15 protein-coding genes are annotated in these 18,911 nt (G+C 42.8%); 9 read left to right on the top strand and 6 right to left on the bottom strand.

Annotated elements, in window-relative coordinates:
- Positions 1-36: 36 nt before the first annotated feature.
- The 4 genes from psbA to H6G97_RS04875 all read right to left on the bottom strand — a co-directional run bounded on the left by psbA (position 37) and on the right by H6G97_RS04875 (position 6,487).
- Complete coding sequence (gene psbA, locus H6G97_RS04890) at positions 37-1,119, bottom strand: photosystem II q(b) protein (protein ID WP_190939578.1); 1,083 nt, start codon at positions 1,117-1,119, stop codon at positions 37-39.
- A 354-nt stretch (positions 1,120-1,473) separates the two neighbouring features.
- A complete protein-coding gene (locus H6G97_RS04885) occupies positions 1,474-2,973 on the bottom strand; it encodes an MBOAT family O-acyltransferase (protein ID WP_190939577.1) in 1,500 nt (499 codons plus the stop codon).
- A 91-nt stretch (positions 2,974-3,064) separates the two neighbouring features.
- Positions 3,065-6,079, bottom strand: coding sequence for a DUF1574 family protein (locus H6G97_RS04880; RefSeq protein ID WP_190939576.1), 3,015 nt, complete (start codon positions 6,077-6,079; stop codon positions 3,065-3,067).
- Between the two features lie 216 nt (positions 6,080-6,295).
- Positions 6,296-6,487: a hypothetical protein gene (locus H6G97_RS04875; protein ID WP_190939575.1), complete on the bottom strand. Its 192-nt coding sequence runs from the start codon at positions 6,485-6,487 to the stop codon at positions 6,296-6,298.
- Between the two features lie 75 nt (positions 6,488-6,562).
- On the opposite strand from H6G97_RS04875, the gene H6G97_RS04870 reads away from it, so the two are divergent.
- From H6G97_RS04870 to H6G97_RS04850, 5 genes are all read left to right on the top strand, one after another.
- Positions 6,563-6,817, top strand: a complete 255-nt coding sequence (locus H6G97_RS04870; RefSeq protein ID WP_190939574.1) for a hypothetical protein — start codon at positions 6,563-6,565, stop codon at positions 6,815-6,817.
- A gap of 84 nt (positions 6,818-6,901) precedes the next feature.
- Positions 6,902-9,988, top strand: a complete 3,087-nt coding sequence (gene ppc, locus H6G97_RS04865; RefSeq protein ID WP_190939573.1) for a phosphoenolpyruvate carboxylase — start codon at positions 6,902-6,904, stop codon at positions 9,986-9,988.
- Positions 9,989-10,025: 37 nt separating this feature from the next.
- Positions 10,026-10,280: a hypothetical protein gene (locus tag H6G97_RS04860; RefSeq protein WP_190939572.1), complete on the top strand. Its 255-nt coding sequence runs from the start codon at positions 10,026-10,028 to the stop codon at positions 10,278-10,280.
- Between the two features lie 201 nt (positions 10,281-10,481).
- Positions 10,482-10,787, top strand: coding sequence for a small RNA NsiR4-regulated ssr1528 family protein (locus H6G97_RS04855; RefSeq protein ID WP_190939571.1), 306 nt, complete (start codon positions 10,482-10,484; stop codon positions 10,785-10,787).
- Between the two features lie 362 nt (positions 10,788-11,149).
- The gene (locus H6G97_RS04850) at positions 11,150-12,112 is read left to right on the top strand and encodes an aldo/keto reductase (protein ID WP_190939570.1); all 963 of its coding nucleotides are present in this window, start codon (positions 11,150-11,152) and stop codon (positions 12,110-12,112) included.
- Between the two features lie 45 nt (positions 12,113-12,157).
- Here the strand turns inward: H6G97_RS04850 and H6G97_RS04845 are convergent, their stop codons facing one another.
- Positions 12,158-12,922: a ferritin-like domain-containing protein gene (locus H6G97_RS04845; RefSeq protein ID WP_206759120.1), complete on the bottom strand. Its 765-nt coding sequence runs from the start codon at positions 12,920-12,922 to the stop codon at positions 12,158-12,160.
- A gap of 320 nt (positions 12,923-13,242) precedes the next feature.
- Between H6G97_RS04845 and H6G97_RS04840 the strand changes: the two genes are divergently transcribed.
- Together H6G97_RS04840 and H6G97_RS04835 are read left to right on the top strand one after the other, a co-directional pair.
- Complete coding sequence (locus H6G97_RS04840; protein ID WP_190939569.1) at positions 13,243-13,458, top strand: hypothetical protein; 216 nt, start codon at positions 13,243-13,245, stop codon at positions 13,456-13,458.
- Entirely contained in the window at positions 13,455-13,598 is a 144-nt protein-coding gene (locus H6G97_RS04835) for a hypothetical protein (protein WP_190939568.1), read from the top strand. Before H6G97_RS04840 ends, H6G97_RS04835 begins: the two co-directional genes overlap by 4 nt.
- A 117-nt stretch (positions 13,599-13,715) precedes the next feature.
- On the opposite strand, the gene lepA is transcribed toward H6G97_RS04835, so the two are convergent.
- A complete protein-coding gene (gene lepA, locus H6G97_RS04830; RefSeq protein WP_190939567.1) occupies positions 13,716-15,527 on the bottom strand; it encodes a translation elongation factor 4 in 1,812 nt (603 codons plus the stop codon).
- A gap of 542 nt (positions 15,528-16,069) precedes the next feature.
- Here lepA and H6G97_RS04825 point away from each other — a divergent pair.
- Positions 16,070-16,306 (top strand): hypothetical protein, encoded by a 237-nt coding sequence (locus tag H6G97_RS04825; protein ID WP_190939566.1) that lies wholly within the window; start codon positions 16,070-16,072, stop codon positions 16,304-16,306.
- 173 nt (positions 16,307-16,479) lie between these two features.
- Positions 16,480-18,267: a sensor histidine kinase gene (locus H6G97_RS04820; RefSeq protein WP_190939565.1), complete on the top strand. Its 1,788-nt coding sequence runs from the start codon at positions 16,480-16,482 to the stop codon at positions 18,265-18,267.
- Positions 18,268-18,911: the final 644 nt, after the last annotated feature.

Here is an 18,911-nt window from a genome sequence, read left to right as displayed (position 1 = left end):
CTGGAGGGCGCTTCTTATTTTGCTAAATTTTCAGAATTAACCGTTGATAGCAGGAGCAGTCATTGCGACAGGTCTAATTTCACCAGCAGCTAAGTCTAGGGGGAAGTTGTGAGCGTTACGCTCGTGCATTACTTCCATACCCAAGTTAGCGCGGTTGATTACGTCTGCCCAGGTGCTGATGACGCGACCTTGGGAGTCAATTACTGATTGGTTGAAGTTGAAACCGTTCAGGTTGAATGCCATCGTGCTGATACCCAAAGCGGTGAACCAGATACCGACGACAGGCCAAGCTGCGAGGAAGAAGTGCAGTGAACGGCTGTTGTTGAATGAAGCGTATTGGAAGATTAGACGACCGAAGTAGCCGTGGGCTGCAACGATGTTGTAGGTTTCTTCTTCTTGACCGAACTTGTAACCGTAGTTTTGTGATTCCGTTTCGGTGGTTTCACGCACCAAGGAAGAAGTTACTAGAGAACCGTGCATTGCAGAGAACAATGAACCGCCGAATACACCAGCCACACCTAACATGTGGAAGGGGTGCATCAAGATGTTATGTTCTGCTTGGAACACAATCATGAAGTTGAAGGTTCCAGAGATACCTAAAGGCATACCATCAGAGAATGAACCTTGACCAATTGGGTAGATCAAGAATACTGCGGTAGCGGAAGCCAATGGTGCGCTGTAAGCTACGCAAATCCAAGGACGCATACCTAAACGGTAAGAAAGTTCCCACTGACGACCAAGGTAGCAAGCGCAACCGATCAAGAAGTGGAAAACTACCAATTGGTAAGGGCCGCCGTTGTACAACCACTCATCTAAAGAAGCTGCTTCCCAAATTGGGTAGAAGTGCAAGCCAATAGCGTTGGAGGAAGGAACAACTGCACCAGAGATGATGTTGTTTCCGTAGATCAATGAACCTGCAACAGGTTCACGGATACCGTCGATGTCTACTGGAGGAGCAGCGATGAAGGCGATTACGAAGCAAGCAGTAGCAGCTATTAGGGTTGGGATCATCAGTACACCAAACCAACCAATGTAGATGCGGTTGTCGGTGCTGGTAATCCACTCGCAAAAGCGATCCCATACGTTAGCGTCAGAGCGCCGTTGTAAGGTTGTGGTCATTGTTTTATAAGTGCTATATGTTGTTGTTAAAAATGGAACAAGCAGATTGTGTTTTAGCTTGTTGAATTACAGTCTACATGAATTTACTTTGACGCGATCTCTGACTTAATATTCTGTAACAGAATACTTTAAAAAGCTCTTCGAACTGTAAAGTTTTCCTACTATAAACAATGGTGATAAAAGTAATAGATTGAATACATATCAGTCATTCCAACACCAAGCTAGCTATAACTTTCAATGATGCGATCGCCTATTTATTCGTCTTTACACTTCTTTACAATTAGCCTATGGAAAAATTTTAAGTCTTGCTGATTTATTACGAGATGAGAAGTTCTATATTGTCTAATGTTTCACTTAAAAATCAAAGTAGATATATGGCAAACTGCCTTCAGGAGCTAATAACCAAACAGCGTAGAAACAGATGGGGACAAAGACAAGTTTAAGCGGCCAGTTAAACTCTAGCTTCAGCATTCGGTTGAAGGCATAGACTACAGTCATAAGGGCAGCTAAAGTTAGAATTCCCCAAGTAAGTTGGTATTGGCTCATGTTTAAGGCATCTACATAAACTTTTTGAGCAAACTGGGCGTCAGCCGGATAACCCCAAAGATGCCGAATTACAAAAGAAGAGTCTTCGAGGTTAGGTAGACGGAACCAAATCCAAGAGGTAAAAACCATTAGTTGGGTTAAGAACCAAGCGACAAAGATACCTAGAGGATTTTGCCAGAATTTTTCTAGATTTTCAAAGCGATCGCTCATAGTATCTGTAAGTCGATGAACCACCAAGGCTAATCCGTGGAATATGCCCCACACTACATAACCCAAAGCAGCACCGTGCCAAATACCAGCGATTAGCATCACAATAAATAAATTCCCGCAGGTACGGACTAAACCCCGACGGGAACCACCCAAAGGAAAGTAGACATAGTTACGTAGCCAATCTCCTAAAGTGATATGCCAGCGCCGCCAAAATTCTGAAATATTCGTGCTGAAATAAGGAAAGTCGAAATTTTCAGGTAGAACCAAGCCGAAAAGCAAAGCACTACCACGGGCAATGTCTACGTAACCGTTGAAATCTAGATATAACTGCAAGCCGTATGCGAATGTAGCTAACCACAAATCGGTACTACCGGCACGTTGCAAATTACCGAAACATAAATCGACGAAAATTCCCAGGTGATCTGCAAAAATACCTTTTTTGACTGCACCCCTAGCAATCAACCACAGCGCTTCAGCTACTCTATTGGTATTGGGTAATTCTAGTGTATTAAATTGATTTGCTAAGTTGTGATAGCGCGTAATCGGCCCTGAAATCAGTTTGGCGAAGAATAATTTGTATGTAGCAAACTTGAGAAAATTATCAGTAGCAGGGGCACCGCGATAAACATCTATTAAATAGGCGATGCATTCAAAGGTGAAAAATGAAATTCCTAAGGGGGCAATTAATTTAAAAGAGCTATCTGGTGAGTTTGTTTGTACATGAAAAACAAACTTGAACAAAGGAGTAAAATACTTAAAAGCTAATAAGAGTAAAACATTTAAAGTTATACCTAGCCACAAAACTTTTAAACGGCGGCGATTCCAATCACCTTGAGCAAATTGCCATTCTTCATTAGAAATTTGCCAGTCAAGAGAATGTTTTCCTGGTGATGTGTTTTTACCAATTTCCAGCCCTACACGGAAATTAATAAATGTCGATGCTAAGAGTAATGGTATGTATTGAATGTGTAAAGATGCATAGAAAACCAAACTGGCAATTAGCAACGTCCACAATCGCAATTTATGTTGTGCTAAAGACCAGTAAATTCCTAACACACTCAACAAAAACAGCCCATAGAAAATTGATATAAAGTTCATTTTTTAGTCATTTGTCATTTGTCATTTGTCATTAGGCATTGGTCATTAATTCTTCTTCCCCTGCCTCCCCTGCTCCCTTATCTCCATTCCCCTACTTCACTGGCCAAGGAATCATCGGATCATTCGCCAGCTTTTTCGAGACTTCGTATGCGCCAAATCGGTTGAGGTGGCTGGGGTCAGAAAAGTAGTCATTTGCTTTTGGCCACTGTTGGCTCAAATCACGATAAATAAAGTTGGGATTAGTAGCCAAACGCAACATATATTGCTGAAATTCTTGCTCATATTGTTTACGCACTGGATCTAAATAATCTCCTGTCAAAGGCATATTGACAAAGACTAAAGAAATGTTCTTAGACTGAGTAAACTGAAGCACTTCTTGAAAGGCGGTATCTTGCTGTCCTTCTACTTGGAAAGATTTATAGTCGTTGTCGTAATTTCCAGGAACTCTAGAATGTTTTTGATAGTATCTGAGGGGATTGAAGCGAATCGACAAAGGTAGAAAGCCATCAAAATCAACTGCTTGCTGGGAAATACTCTGATCTGAAGTACCATCTGTCAGCTGTTTTTGTGATGAAACTGTCTGATTTTGACCAAGTATAACCAGTTGTTTTTGCAGTAAACTCTTTATTTGGTCGCGGTTTTGATAGCTAGAAGAAACAGATGCTAGAGCCTGATTTAAAGACTGATTAACAGCTTGATAGGTACTAATCTCCTGTTTTTCTTCGGTTGCATTTTCTTCTTCTGAATTTACCGTATTTTCTGGCAAATCACTTCCATTTAGAGTTGTTGGTGTTTTTTGGAATGCTTGTTTATAACCAGGTGATGTAGCGATGGAGTTAAAGGTAATATCCTCGCGCCCACCGTTGAAAGCACGCGCACCATCTGCCCAGATGATTATTTTGGGTAGTTCCGAAGGTTCCAGTACGTGACGAATTACAAACTCTACAACTTGTGCAGTGGCACCATTAATCCCAAAGTTAAACACGTCAAGATTTGGATAGCCCTGAGTCGCTAAAGCTTTAGAAAGTGCTGCCGGATCTACTCCCCTGAGAGCGCGGGAGGAGCCAATAATTAATACATCTGGCGGACTACCAGTTTTAGCCAAACGCTGTTTATAGAGTGCTAGTTGCTCGTCTAACTGCCTGACATTGAAGCTTGGCATCTGCGATCGCGCTGCTAAGAGAATAGCTGTTGCGGTTGCTTTTTCCTTCAGTGGTGCGGCTGCCAAATTGTTTGTCGGAGTCTCATCACTTTGGGTAAATTCCGAAGCATTAAATACAGAACTTTGATTAGGAGAAGATTTTGTTTTGGAAGTGCTGGTAAATAACGTCGTTTTCTCACTCTGATTTTCCCCAGATGTCAAAGATGGCTTTTGCTCAGAAGATGATGGGAGGTTGACACTAGCGACTTTTGGGGAACTCGGCATACTACGTGCAATGATTCGACCCAACACCCAATCAGTTTGCAGGGTAAGTAATAATCCTAGCGTTCCCCAAACTAAAGCAATCTTAAGTCCTTGAACATCAGGGCTTTTTTCTGCTGACTGTTTGCTTTCGGTAAATAGCTGACTTTTCAACAGGAATTTTTTCGCTGTTGAACTCGCCGTTGCCATCCAATCTCGTGCTACTTCTGTTACAAAACTTTGAACTTCTTCTGTCGTTAAGTCTGGGCGCAAAATTGGTTCACTAGTTTCAGAGGTTACTAAATCGTTAATGTATATAGAAGTAGCAGCAAATTCTGGGGTTGCTTCTGGTACTAAACGTTGGCGATGTTCAAGATCAACGCCATAATGCCAAAAAGGTTCTTTATTCCCAGCACGGCGACCATAGATACGTACTCCCATAATACCGGGAATTTTTAACTGGCGGATAAACTGCGTAATTTTACTCGCTACTTGTTGTCGCACTGGACAAACAGGTGCGTCACACATGATGTGCAATAAATCATTTTTGTTCAGTAGCAGTACGCGAATTCCACCTGTCAATAGCCGCCAATCCAGATCGGGATTGAGTAAGCGCTCTAGTAAAAATATAATGGCTGGTTCATCACCAGTATTTGCCAAATCTAGTGGTGATATGGCAAAGGCGGGATGCTTGGCAGCAGGTAAAGCCAGCCAATCAATCCAAGTGGGTTGCTTGTCGCCTGCTTTTTGTCCGTATATGGTGGTGGCGAGAATGCCTTGAGGAGCGATCGCTTCTAGGTGTGGTAAAATCGCCTCTAAGCACACTTCCTTGTCTGGGATGGGGGCAGTTCCTAAAGGATCAAAAGCTGGGCTACAAAAGATATGTAGCGTTGATTCTTTCAGAGAAACTTGGACAGCAACTTTTAGTTCTGATAGTACCTCAGTTAATAATCGCGCGATCGCTTGGACATCTCCCCAACGCGCCCACTCCTTCAGCATCACCTCTGGTGGCGTCAAATCTACCCGCAGTAACCAATCAGGGGCAGTTTCGCCAATTACTTGGGAAACAATTACTGCATCTTGGTAGCCAGAAAGCTTGAGATAACGCAACTTTTGTGCTATAGGTTCAGCAAGCAATGATGCATCAGGGGTATAACTCGACTGGCAAAATATCCACAGGCGATTTTCTTCTGGCTGGGAGTTCTTGGGCTTATATAGCTTAATCTTTGCCTGAACCGATACACCTAATGTACTCAGAGTTTCACTAAGATATCGAGCGATCGCCTCTGGGTTCCCTTGGCGTGCCAGACTTTCATTAGAGACAATCAGCGCCCCACCCGATTGTTTCGATTTTTCCGAGTCTGTTAGCAAGGCTTGTTTCACCTGCTCCAGATGCTTATCTATTTGATTCAAGTGAACCCGATGGCACCATGAGGGGCGTTGTTCCCCTTTTCTTCGGCCATAGACAAATACTTGATATATTGAGGTTTGTTCGCTATTTGTGAGTATATCTAAGTTTGTTTGCTGTAGCGCTTGCAGCAAGTCAGACAAAGTGCGCCAACGCTGCGGACATTCCGTACCTTCACAAAGAATATGAAGGTCATTTCCCCGCAACCGGACTTTCACTCCGAAAGTGTTGATCCCTGTTGCTTGGCTTACCCATTGCACTAAGGATTGCTGGCGATCTGGTAATACTGTTTTCATGCTCAGTTAACTTTAGAGTCAGCGATTGTTGGGGGAGGATAGTGCCTGCACTTGTAAACTAGAACCATAGGTCTATCACACTCTGACGTTTTTTTTTAACAATTTTGTTACCTTCGTAGCTCACAAAATCGGACAAGATAGTCTTGTATAGGTTGTAAGTCTGACTAATGTTGAGTTTTGCGTTTATTTTACTAATAGGGAGTCAGAATTAAGAAGTTAGGAGTTAGGAGAGACGCGATTAATCGCATCTGTACAGGAGCCAGGAGTCAGAATAATTCTATATGACTGGCTGATGACTTGTCCTTTAAAGTTGGACTTGCGTCCTACTGCGCTAACGACCCTAATGGGCGAAACAAACAACAAGCTTATCTCATTTAAACTCCGTCTTTTGATCGTTGGAGTAATCATAATTCCTAACTTATAACTACTAACTCCTAATTCCTGACTCCTTTTGCCTCATATTTCCATAACCAAAAATTAGCAATGCCTTCTGCCAACCAACAGCCTTCACCTAAACTCGCATCCAATCTGGATTTATTTCCTATTCCCCCGTCGTTCCTTTTACAAATAGGTACAGCGTCTATATTACTGCTGCTCATTACCGGAAAAACTACAGTAAAAGCACTAGAAGCCATAGGGGAAGCCAGTGAAGAATTATTTCGAGGCGATCGCCTACCGATCTTAGACTTCCCAGATGAACACGAAATCAATCAAGATGAGAAGATATACACCAAATAATTATTTGCTCAGGAACAACCAGGTGAGCATTAAGTGCAAAACCTAGAACCGTAAACAGTAATTAGCTTTACAAAAATAGAGAATATGGGTTCCCTTTTATACTCTTCGTCTCAAACTGCTGATATATACCCGGTGTCGGAATTATTTTTGCGTCATCGTCTCCAGGTAGTGGAAGAATTGTGGGAGTCAGTTCTCCGGCAAGAATGCGGTCAAAACATGGTAGAATTATTGCGGCAGCTGCGCGATTTGTGTTCACCAGAAGGACAAGCAACAAATGACCAAGCATCCTCAGCCGTCAAATTAATTGAACAACTAAATATCAACGAAGCAATTCGTGCGGCTCGTGCTTTCGCTCTGTATTTTCAGTTGATTAACATCATAGAGCAGGAATACGAACAACGGCAGCAATTGAGCCGCTATGAGGTAGAAACAGAGGCTACAGATTCAGAAACACTATCCAATGCCAACTATTCCTCCAATCAAAGAGAAGATGACGCGCCTGTTAGCAATGGACTCGCAGCAGACTTGCTGACAAAGAGTTATTTAGAAAAAGCGCAAGTCAAACCAAAAGGTACTTTTGCTGCCTTATTTCCCTATTTATTCAAGCTGAATGTACCACCTCAGCAAATTCAACGTTTAATTGCACATCTGGATGTGCGCTTAGTTTTCACCGCGCACCCGACGGAAATTGTTCGTCATACCATCCGGGATAAACAGCGCCAAGTGGTGCAACTCTTGCAAAAACTGGATGCCTTGGAAAACCATTCCGGGACTACACCAGGAGCATATCCTTGGGAAGCAGCAGATGTCCGCGAACAGTTGCTCGAAGAGATTCGCCTGTGGTGGCGTACAGACGAACTTCACCAGTTCAAACCCACTGTGCTAGATGAAGTGGATTATGCCCTGCACTACTTCCAAGAAGTTTTATTTGATGGCATTCCCCAACTATATAAACGTTTCAAACACACCCTATCCAATACCTTTCCTTGGCTAGAACCACCGAGTAAAAACTTTTGCTCTTTTGGCTCTTGGGTAGGCTCAGACAGAGATGGGAATCCATCAGTCACACCCGAAATTACCTGGCAAACAGCTTGCTATCAGCGCAAAATGGTGCTGGGGAGATATATTCAGTCAGTAAAAAATTTGATTGAATTGTTGAGTGTATCGATGCACTGGAGTGATGTTTTACCAGACTTACTGGAATCTCTAGAATTGGATCAATCCCAGTTGAGTGAGGTATACGATGCACTGGCGCTACGTTATCGACAAGAACCCTATCGGCTCAAACTGGCTTATGTGCTGAAACGGCTAGAAAATACTAGCGATCGCAATTTAGCTTTGTACAATCGGGAAACGCCAAAAAATCAAGATAGTCCCCTCTACCGTTCGGGAGGCGATTTTTTAGCAGAACTGCGGATGATTCAGCGCAACTTAACAGAAACAGGTTTAAGCTGTCGAGAATTAGAAAATCTCATCTGTCAGGTGGAAATTTTTGGTTTTAACTTGACACAGCTAGATATCCGCCAAGAATCATCTCGCCACGCCGATGCGCTAAATGAGATACTACAATACCTGCAAATATTACCTCAACCTTACAATGAACTCTCTGAGGAGCAAAAAGTTGCTTGGCTTACAGGAGAACTGCAAACCCGGAGGCCATTAATTCCGGCAGAATTGCCATTTTCTGAAAAAACCAACGATGTAATTGAAACCTTTCGCGTCGTGCGATCGCTGCAACAAGAATTTGGTCTAAATATCTGCCAAACTTACATTATTAGCATGTGCCGCGACGTAAGCGACGTGTTGGAAGTGTTGTTGTTAGCCAAAGAAGCCAGACTTTTTGACCCCGCCATTGCTGTCGGAACTATTCAAGTTGTCCCCCTATTTGAGACAGTAGAAGATTTACAACGCTCTAGAAGCGTCATGCGGAAACTGTTTGAACTCCCGTTATATCGCGCTTTGTTAGCCGGCGGTTACGAACAGACAAAAACAAAGAGTCTTGTGGATGAAAATTCATCTTCCCCTGCCTCCCCTGCCTCTCCAGCGCCCTCTCCCCTCACCCCTAACTTGCAAGAAGTGATGCTGGGGTATTCTGATAGCAATAAAGACTCTGGTTTTTTAAGCAGCAACTGGGAAATTCATAAAGCCCAAAAATCACTGCAAAAAATAGCAGAAAACTATGATATAAATTTGCGAATTTTCCACGGACGCGGCGGTTCTGTGGGACGGGGTGGTGGCCCTGCTTACGAGGCTATTTTGGCTCAACCTGGTCATAGTATCAATGGGCGAATCAAGATTACCGAGCAAGGAGAAGTTTTGGCTTCCAAATACTCCTTATTGGATTTGGCATTATACCACATGGAAACCATCACGACTGCTGTGATTCAAGCTAGCCTGTTGCGGACAGGGTTTGATGATATTGAACCCTGGAATGAGATTATGGAAGAATTAGCAGTGCGATCGCGTCAACATTATCGTGCCCTAATCTATGAACAACCTGATTTTGTTGACTTCTTCCACGAAGTAACTCCAATTGAAGAAATTAGCCAGTTGCAAATTAGTTCCCGTCCAGCACGCCGTCCATCTGGCAAGAAAGATTTAAGCAGTCTGCGAGCTATTCCTTGGGTATTTAGCTGGACACAAACCCGCTTTTTACTTCCCTCTTGGTATGGCGTTGGCACAGCTTTACAAGAATTCTTGAACGAAGAACCAGAAGAACACTTGAAATTGCTGCGCTATTTTTACGTTAAGTGGCCATTTTTCAAGATGGTGATTTCTAAAGCCGAGATGACCTTGGCAAAAGTAGATATGCAAATGGCACATCACTACGTCCAAGAATTGTCAAAACCAGAAGATAAACTGCGTTTTGCCAAGGTTTTTGACCAAATTGCTAGCGAGTTCTATCTCACAAGGGATTTGGTCTTAAAAATCACCGATCATAATCAACTGTTAGATGGCGATCCTGTGTTGCAACGATCTGTACAGTTACGCAATGGCACAATTGTCCCCTTGGGGTTTATCCAAGTTTCACTACTTAAGCGGCTACGTCAGTCCTTAAATACTACTGCTACTTCTGGAGTCATTCACTCTCGTTACAGCAAAGGCGAATTACTGCGGGGGGCATTGTTAACTATTAATGGTATTGCTGCTGGGATGAGAAATACAGGTTAATGGGGCATGGAAAATGAGGAGAAATGACTAATGACTAATGACAAAAAATAGAATTTTAATTTGCACTTTTTTGGCGCTATCAGCAGGTTTTTTTGGTGCTTACACCAGTGGGCAAATTACCATAATGCTGCATAGCCAAAAGTGTCAAAATCAACCTTGGGGTTTCAAGGAGATGTGCAATACTTGGATGACACCAGGAGCAATATGGCAAGGTAGCACAAGAGGACTGTGGACAGGCACTATTTTAGGGGCGTTTGTTGGTGGTTTGGTAACGCGACAAGCTCGTGATTAATCTAGCCTAAGTTTAACGAACCTCTTCCCGGTTTTGCGTAGTAAAACCGGGGAGAGGTTTTTTGATTCAGATCATCAGACAGACGATAGATTTCTCGCGCAAAGAATTGCAATTAATTCTCGATCGCAAAAAAGCCAGTAGGCAGGTTTGGTGTCAACAAGACTGGTAAAATCTACCCATAGCGAAGAAGAGTAAATCACCATGCCTACCGAAACTAACCCAGGAAACCAAACCACCACAGGTGCTGATGCTATTGATGAAGCGATCGCACAGGGAATTGATTTTGATGGATCTCCCATTCCACCTGCCAAGCTAGAACTTTATAGTAAAGTCATGGCGCTAGAAGGCAATAGACAGCGCAGTGGCGTATCTAATACTATGCGATCGCGCATTGTGCGAATTGGTGCAAAGCACATTCCTCAAGCAGAACTCGACCAATTACTGGTAGATGCTGGTTTTGCACCCCTAAAAGAAAAAGAAATTGCCTTTTTTTATAGTGGTAAATAATTGTTAATGTTTTACAACAGTTTTCATTTATTTGAACCAAATATGTTGTAGAGGCACAGCATTGCTATGCCCTCAATACTGTTCGGTTAAAGCAAGAGACGCGGTGAATCGCTGTCTCTACAATAATTTAGTCTTTGCGATCTCGAATTTTGATCAAAAAACCTTAAGCGAACAGTATTGTGCTGTGCCCTCAATTCTTTAGCTGACACATCTTAAATTGCCATCGGTATTTTGGCTTCTTCAGTATTTCCTGACCGGGTTGAAAAGTGTATCTTCAGCAAGATATTCTCAAATTTCCCTTGTTTTTGAATTGTCACACAGCTATATGTACTTAAGTAATAGCTGAAAGACTTGGAGAACAGATGTCAGAAACTACGTCAAATTCAGAAATGCTATACCGAGTTCTCGGCAGTACAGGAGAGAAAGTTTCTGCGATTGGATTGGGTGGTTGGCACATTGCCTTGAAGCATGTCGATGAGGAATTAGCGATCCGAATTGTGAGAACAGCCATTGATCGCGGCATCACCTTTATGGATAATAGTTGGGATTACAACGGTGGAGTCAGCGAGATTCGCATGGGGAAAGCGCTGCGCGATCGCTACCGAGATAAAGTATTCCTGATGACGAAAATCGATGGTCGCTCTAAAAAAGCAGCAGCAAAACAGCTAGACGAATCACTCCAACGCCTGCAAGTTGATTGCATCGATCTCGTTCAGCACCACGAAATCCTTCGGCACGAAGACCCACATCGAGTTTTTCACGAAGAAGGGGCGAATGCTGCCTTAATTGAGGCGCAAGAAGCTGGCAAACTTCGATACATTGGTTTCACTGGGCACAAAGACCCATCTGTTCATCTACACATGCTGGAAGTTGCGGCCACTAACGGGTTTAAATTTGATGCAGTGCAGATGCCGCTCAATGTAATGGATGCTCACTACCGGAGCTTTGCAAAGTTGGTTCTACCAGAACTGGTCAAAGAGAACATTGGCGTTCTGGGAATGAAAAGCTTGGCAAACGGTATTCTTTTACGGTCAAATACTGTAACGCCAATTGAGTGTCTACATTATGCTTTGAATCTGCCTACATCAGTTTTGATTACTGGCATGGATAGCATGGAGATTTTAGAGCAAGCCTTTGAAGCAGTGCGGACGTTCCAGCCAATGAATGACGAGCAAGTGCGATCGCTCTTAGCAAAAACGGCAGAAGCGGCATCACGCGGCGAGTTTGAGCCTTTCAAAACCTCATCAATTTTCGACAGCACTGCCCAAAATCCAGATTGGCTAGGAGAGGAACCACAGCGTATCCAGCAATTGATGTCAGCGTGATGCTTTCTTAGTGTTGTCTCTGGAGAAATTCACACATCGACTATGCTACCACTGATATCTTTCTGGTTTCATTCGCTGCCAGGCAAAATTCATTTTTACCCAAGCATCCCGCCAATAAGTTTTAAAACTATGTCCTCCGGCTCTGAGCGCACGATGATGACCAATCCAGACAAGAATCACTGGTACATAGTAAAAAAAATACTGTATAAGATAAGTGAGCTTCCGTAAACATGCAGGGCGGTTTTTGTGTATAACTGCCAAACGCTCGTATTGAAAACGAATATGCTTTACTTCGTCTCTCAAGATTTGTTGACACAACTGCTTTAAAACTGGGGAATTTGTTGCGTTTTGAATTGCTTTGTAATAGACCAATGCTAGAGTTTCAACCATGATCACAGGAGTTGTCCAAATCTCCATCGCTGGGATTGCATAGCGTATTTTCCGAAACAATGTGTCGCCCCAGTTACGTTGCAACCGAGGAATTTGGGCAAGGTCAAGAAACCGTCCTAAGTCGCCTCCGTGACGCTGTTCTTCCTTGATAAATAGTTCGATTACATCAACATATTTTGGATCTTTGATGCGCTGTGCATAATTTTTAGCAGCAGCCAGCAAATGCAACCCGTCTGATGTTTCACCCAACTGCCAAGCTGCTAAGGAATCTGCTATGGCATTCTGTTCATCCTCTGTAATTTCTGCACCATGCTTCCAAGGGATCTCTAATTGAAACTCAGCATTAGCTTTATAGTAGGTGTACCACTCATCAGATGTTGTGATTGAAGACAAAGTAGGTAACAGCTTATGAGGATTCATCAAAACTCCAAATATGTATAGCATTTTGTTATTTTTATGATTCCCAAAACTTACTATAAACTTCTAAGAAGGTATTTATAAATTAAGAATAAAAAGCGCCGTATTCATTCTCTAGGACACGTATTTTAAAAGGGACAGTCCTCATAGTTGAATCGGATACAATGAGTAGAGAAGCTTATCCCGCAGACATTTTCGATATTGTATGACATTTGCTCAAATCAATTATTCAAGCAGAAAGTAAACTTTAATAGTGAAAAAAGCATGAAGTAGTAAATGATGCAATTTTTTATATATTGCATCCAGGTTGCTCGTGGCGAACGATGCCTCAAGATTTACCTACTGGTCTGACGGTATATTCATACAGTATTTTCCCAGTAACTGAGGTACAAAATGCAGGAATTAAAATCAGATATAAACAGTTTCTAACTCCTGCTTCCTGCCTCAAAACCTCTTGTACTTCATGCAAAAGACAACGGCTGTATTTCCGACGCTGGAAGCGTAAAGGGGTATGTGCGATCGCTTCCAGCGGCGGATGATTACGTCATCGCAACTGCGTAAAATTCAAAGACGAGACGTAGAACCATCCGCTGGGATTATAGAGTTTCAAACGGTTAAGACAACTAAAAAAGGAGGGATTGATGATTATGATGCCGGAAAAACATTAATGGTCGAATAGTTTAGTGCATCTTCATCCAGAATTGATATGAGTATTGTGATTTTCACAAATCAAAGAAAATTGCTATATCACCTTAATTCATTCTGAATTCTGACTCCTGAATTCTTTTTTCTGGAATTAGCTTTGATCCAAGCGCAGTACTGCCATAAAAGCTTCTTGGGGTACATCTACTGTACCTACAGATTTCATCCGCTTTTTACCTTTTGCTTGCTTCTGCAAAAGTTTCTTCTTCCGACTGATGTCACCACCGTAGCACTTGGCTAGCACATCTTTCCGCAAAGCAGGGATATGTTCGCTGGCGATAACTTTACTACCGATAGATGCCTGAATTGGCACTTTGAATTGATGACGGGGAATTAGTTCCTTGAGTTTTTCAGCCATTGCTCGACCGACGTTGTAAGCTTTATCCCGATGCACAATCATCGCCAAGGAATCCACAGGATCGCCGTTGATCATGATATCTAGCTTCACCAGAGGATTTTCACGATAGCCGATGAGGTGATATTCCATACTGGCATAACCACGCGATCGCGATTTCATCTGATCAAAAAAGTCAGTTACAACTTCCGCCAAGGGTAGCTCATAAGTAAGTGTGGTTCGTCCTTGGGCGAGATATTTCATATCTTTGAAAATGCCACGGCGATTTTGTGACAACTCCATCAAGCTGCCAACATAAGTTTCCGGGGTAATCATCTCTACTTGCACGTAGGGTTCTTCAATTTTTTCGCGCTCGTTGGGAGAAGGTAAGCGGCTAGGATTATCGATGTATAGTTCCTCACCTTTGATGGTAATCACCTTATAAACCACCGAGGGGGCTGTAATGATTAAATCTAGGTTATACTCTCGCTCTAGGCGTTCCTGAACAATTTCCATGTGCAGCAAACCTAAAAACCCACAACGGAAGCCAAACCCCATCGCGCTAGAAGTTTCTGGTTCGTAATGCAGCGCTGCATCGTTGAGTTCGAGCTTCTCCAAAGCTTCCCGCAAATCTTCAAATTGGTCAGCATCAATGGGGAACATCCCACAATAAACCATCGGGTTCGCTTCTGCATAACCTGGTAAGGGTGACTCAGCTTTTGCCTTACTGAGGGTAATTGTGTCACCCACCCGTGCATCAGCTACAGCTCTAATTGCCGCTCCCAAATAGCCTACTTCCCCAGCGTGGAGTTCTTCAACTTGCTTTTGAGTGGGAGAAAGAACACCTAGCTCATCAATTTCAAATTCTTTACCCGATGCCATTAAATGGATGCGATCGCCTTTTTTTACTGTGCCATCCATTACCCGGAAATACACAATTACTCCCCGGTAACTATCGTAATAGCTATCAAATATTAACGCCCGTAAGCGTTCATTTATCGTATTGGGCGGTGGCGGTATCCGCTCAACAACTGCTTCTAAAATCTCATCAATACCAATTCCTTCTTTAGCAGAGGCAAGAATCGCCCCACTGCAATCAAGACCGATAATTTCTTCAATTTCGCCAATTACCCGTTCTGGTTCTGCCCCAGGCAAGTCAATTTTATTCAAAACCGGGATAATTTCCAGGTTATTTTCCAAGGCTAAATATACATTAGCCAAAGTTTGCGCCTCCACACCTTGGGATGCATCTACTACCAATAGCGCTCCTTCGCAAGCAACAAGAGAGCGGGAAACTTCATAAGAGAAATCCACATGCCCTGGAGTATCAATCAAATTTAGGACATATTGCTGACCATCCTTAGCCGTGTAATTCATCCGGGCAGCTTGCAGCTTAATTGTAATGCCGCGCTCCCGTTCCAAATCCATATTGTCAAGAAACTGTTCCTTCATCTTTCGGTCTTCAACAGTGCCAGTAGCTTGTAGCAAGCGATCGGCGAGGGTTGATTTCCCGTGGTCGATGTGAGCAATAATACAAAAATTGCGAATGCGAACTGCGGGAACGTCAGTCATATACTATCTTTGCCTTAGCAGCAACCAAAGTTAAAAGAGCAATTTACTTAATGTATTTTAATGCTTTCTTAGCCAAGACGCTGCTTGCTTTTAATAGGGATTAGGAACTGAAGAAGAGTTTTCCTAACCCAATCCCTAATAGCCAGTACCCAATCCTCAATCCCCTCTTCACCCCATCTTTAACTTTCGATCTAAATAGGTGGACTTTTAAGAATATTATGAAAGTCTATTTGTCGCTGCTAGTATTCAACAGTTAGGAGCGTACAATAAATGTAAATAAGTACATGTAGGGATCATGGGCAATTACCACCTGTAATTACCCAGAATCACTGATCTATCGGCAAAACTTCTAGGGCAATTGTCTAGTCAGTTATATGAAAAACGCGATTTAAAACTTAAAGCTGTTACTTTGGTGCTATTTCAGGGAACTATTTAACTGTGTCCTTGAAGATTTTTCCAGCGAATTAGCCCAAATTATGAATATAACTACTTTACAAAGCTTTAGACAAAACCAATTTAGAGAATTCAGAGTACATAAACCTATGAATATGCAAGAGAAAACTACCGAAGCGGAAAACACACAAGCCGATAAGGTAGAAATTTCTGTCCGCTTAGACTCCAAGTTACTGGAGCAAATTCAGCATCTCACCAATGACCCAAGTAAAGTCATTGAGGTGGCGATTCGCCAGTGGTTGCGTGGTGAAATCCTCAGAGATGATGAATTGACACGTACCCCTGTGCGTACCCCCGTTCCTCCTCGCGGTGAATGGAACGATTGACCCCATTAGTTCAGCTGTCAATGTAAGTTAAAAAAAATAAAGTTTGCCAATCCTGTTTCCAGAGCACCAAGAAATACCCAATCAAATACAAAAAGCTGTAAAAATTTATGTATAAATTTGAGCGGCTTTAGTAAAATTACGGTCGGACACCCTTTGTCTATCCAACTCAATTAATGACTATTACTGCCAATTCCCAATTGCCGAATGTATTATCCCAAAATCTGGAATCTATAACCAGTAAAACTGATGGCTCATTGCCAACTCTAGGAGCAGAGTTGGTGTATACGCAAGATGGGGCAGGACGCTATCTGACCTTTTGTTGGCAGTACAGCGAACTCTTGGGGTTAAATGCTGAAAAAATAGTTGACGATCTAAACCAGACCCAAACCTTTGCCCCAGTAGATAAGGTTGCTTATTTGGAACGATTGCACCGAATTTTGACAAGTTTAGTGCCAGAAAGGTTTCAGTGTTGGTTTAGCTACCATCAGGAATTATTTGAGTTGGAATTGGTGATTAGTCCGATTATGCCGAGTTTGGGAACTACTGCTACTACAGTTTTAGTGATGGGACGGTTAGTGCAAGCGACACTCAACAAAAAACAAGTGCCTGTAGCAGCAAAAACACCTACACAAATAGAGGTGGCAATAAGAGCGCAGCAACACCAAAAAGTGGTAAATCGCATTACCAGAAATATCCGCCGGACGTTGGATTTAGATATTATTTGGCAGCAAACAGTTGATAGTTTGGGGAAAGCACTACGACTAGAGCGTTGTATTATTTGTCCTTATCAGCCCTCTAGCTCAAAAGTGGAGGTGAAGGCTGAGTATCACCAGGCAGAACTCAAATCAATGCTTGGTTTAGAAATAGATATAGCTTCAGAACCTGCCTTTGCTCAAGCTTTGACAACTCTAGAACCAGTTGTAATGGAAGTGCCTGAATACGCAGGGTCTGGGCGGCAGAAAACTTTGGTGATTGCAACTTGCTATCAAGACCAGGCTAACGGATTGGTTGCCTTGAGTTGGCAGGATGAATGCTACACATTAACAGAATCAGAATTAGAACTGGCAAAAGAAGCAGCAGATCAATTGGGAACAGCGATCGCTCATGCTACTTTATATGAAGAATTAGAAGTAGCGCGTCAAAAAGCCGAAGAAGCTTCCCGCCTCAAAAGTGAGTTTCTGGCTAATGTATCCCATGAAATTCGTACCCCTCTCAATGGCATGATTGGCTTCTTGAAGCTGATTTTGGAAGGGATGGCAGATGATCCAGAAGAACAAAATCAGTTTCTGGCAGAAGCTCACCAATTATCGATACATCTGCTGAATATCATCAACGATATTTTGGACATTGCCAAAATCGAAGCTGGTAAAATGGAGCTAGCTTATGCGCCAGTCAAGCTAGATGAGCTATTCAGTCATGTAGAAGGTTTCATGCGTCCCCAAGCAGAAATGAGAAACCTCAGCTTTCGGATGCAAATGCCTGCTACCTCTGATGAAATTATTGTCCAAAGCAACTACCAACGGTTGCTACAAGTGATGCTCAATTTGGTAGGTAATGCCATCAAATTTACCCATGAGGGTGGTGTTACCGTCAGCGCCGATTTAGTACTCAAAAAGGCGAACTTTCAAGATCAGCAGTTTCCTGGCATGGTGAGAGTACGTGTAGCAGACACTGGTATTGGTGTTTCTTTGGACAAACAAGATAAACTGTTTCAATTATTCTCTCAGGTGGATGGCTCCCGCACTCGTCAATACGGTGGCACAGGTTTAGGGTTGGCAATATCCCAGAAGCTAGTAGAGGCAATGGGTGGCGAGGTACATTTTTATAGTCTGGGTGAAGGACTTGGCTCAACAGTCACATTCACCGTGCCACTATATCAACAACCAGTCATGGTTTCATCTGGTGATGGCGACTCAACAAATAGTACGGTTAGCGATAGCGGGATGTCTAACCCGTGCTGAGTTGGTTATTGGTTCATTGGCCATCTGGAAGATTACCAGTAGTGGGTTTTGAGTTTTAAATTTTTTTAGCAATTATTATTTAATAGGCATATTGGGCGCTTATACTAAGCGTTGCCGTAAAGCCTGCGGCATAGCTACGCTTAAAGCACAGTTTCTCGTACAGAAAGAAGTATAGGGTATTGGGAAAAAACCTTCCTTGTCGTCATCTCTTGGCGTTCTCTTCAGTACTTTAAAGGCTAAAGTAGAGTAGGAGGGCTTGCACAACAAATTGTTCAGCTAATCTAATATCAAGTTGCTAAGACCAGCAGTGGTTTAGTCAAAAGTCATTAAAAACTGACACCTGACAATCTAGCGGCAATTAGATTTAGGATCGATTTAACAAAGCTGGAAAATAAAACTTTGGATAATGGTTAATGAGTAAGGGTGCATTGATTACAGGGATCGTTATTATTCAATGCCCCATGACGACAGTTGCTCCACTTGGGGAAACCCCAAGACCCTTCGGGTTCGGCAGTCCCCCAGACGCTCGAAGACTCGCTAACGCTGCGCTATCGACGGAAACCGCCATCGCGCATCGCGTCTCCCCTTGGGAGAAGACGGGGGCTGCCTCACCGCACTGCCTCCCTCATTCCCCATGCCCATCC

The organism is Nostoc flagelliforme FACHB-838 (assembly GCF_014698065.1).
GTDB classification, from domain to species: Bacteria; Cyanobacteriota; Cyanobacteriia; order Cyanobacteriales; family Nostocaceae; genus Nostoc; species Nostoc flagelliforme_B.
Note: the sequence above shows the minus strand (reverse complement) of the source record. Positions and strands in the feature narration are given on the sequence as shown.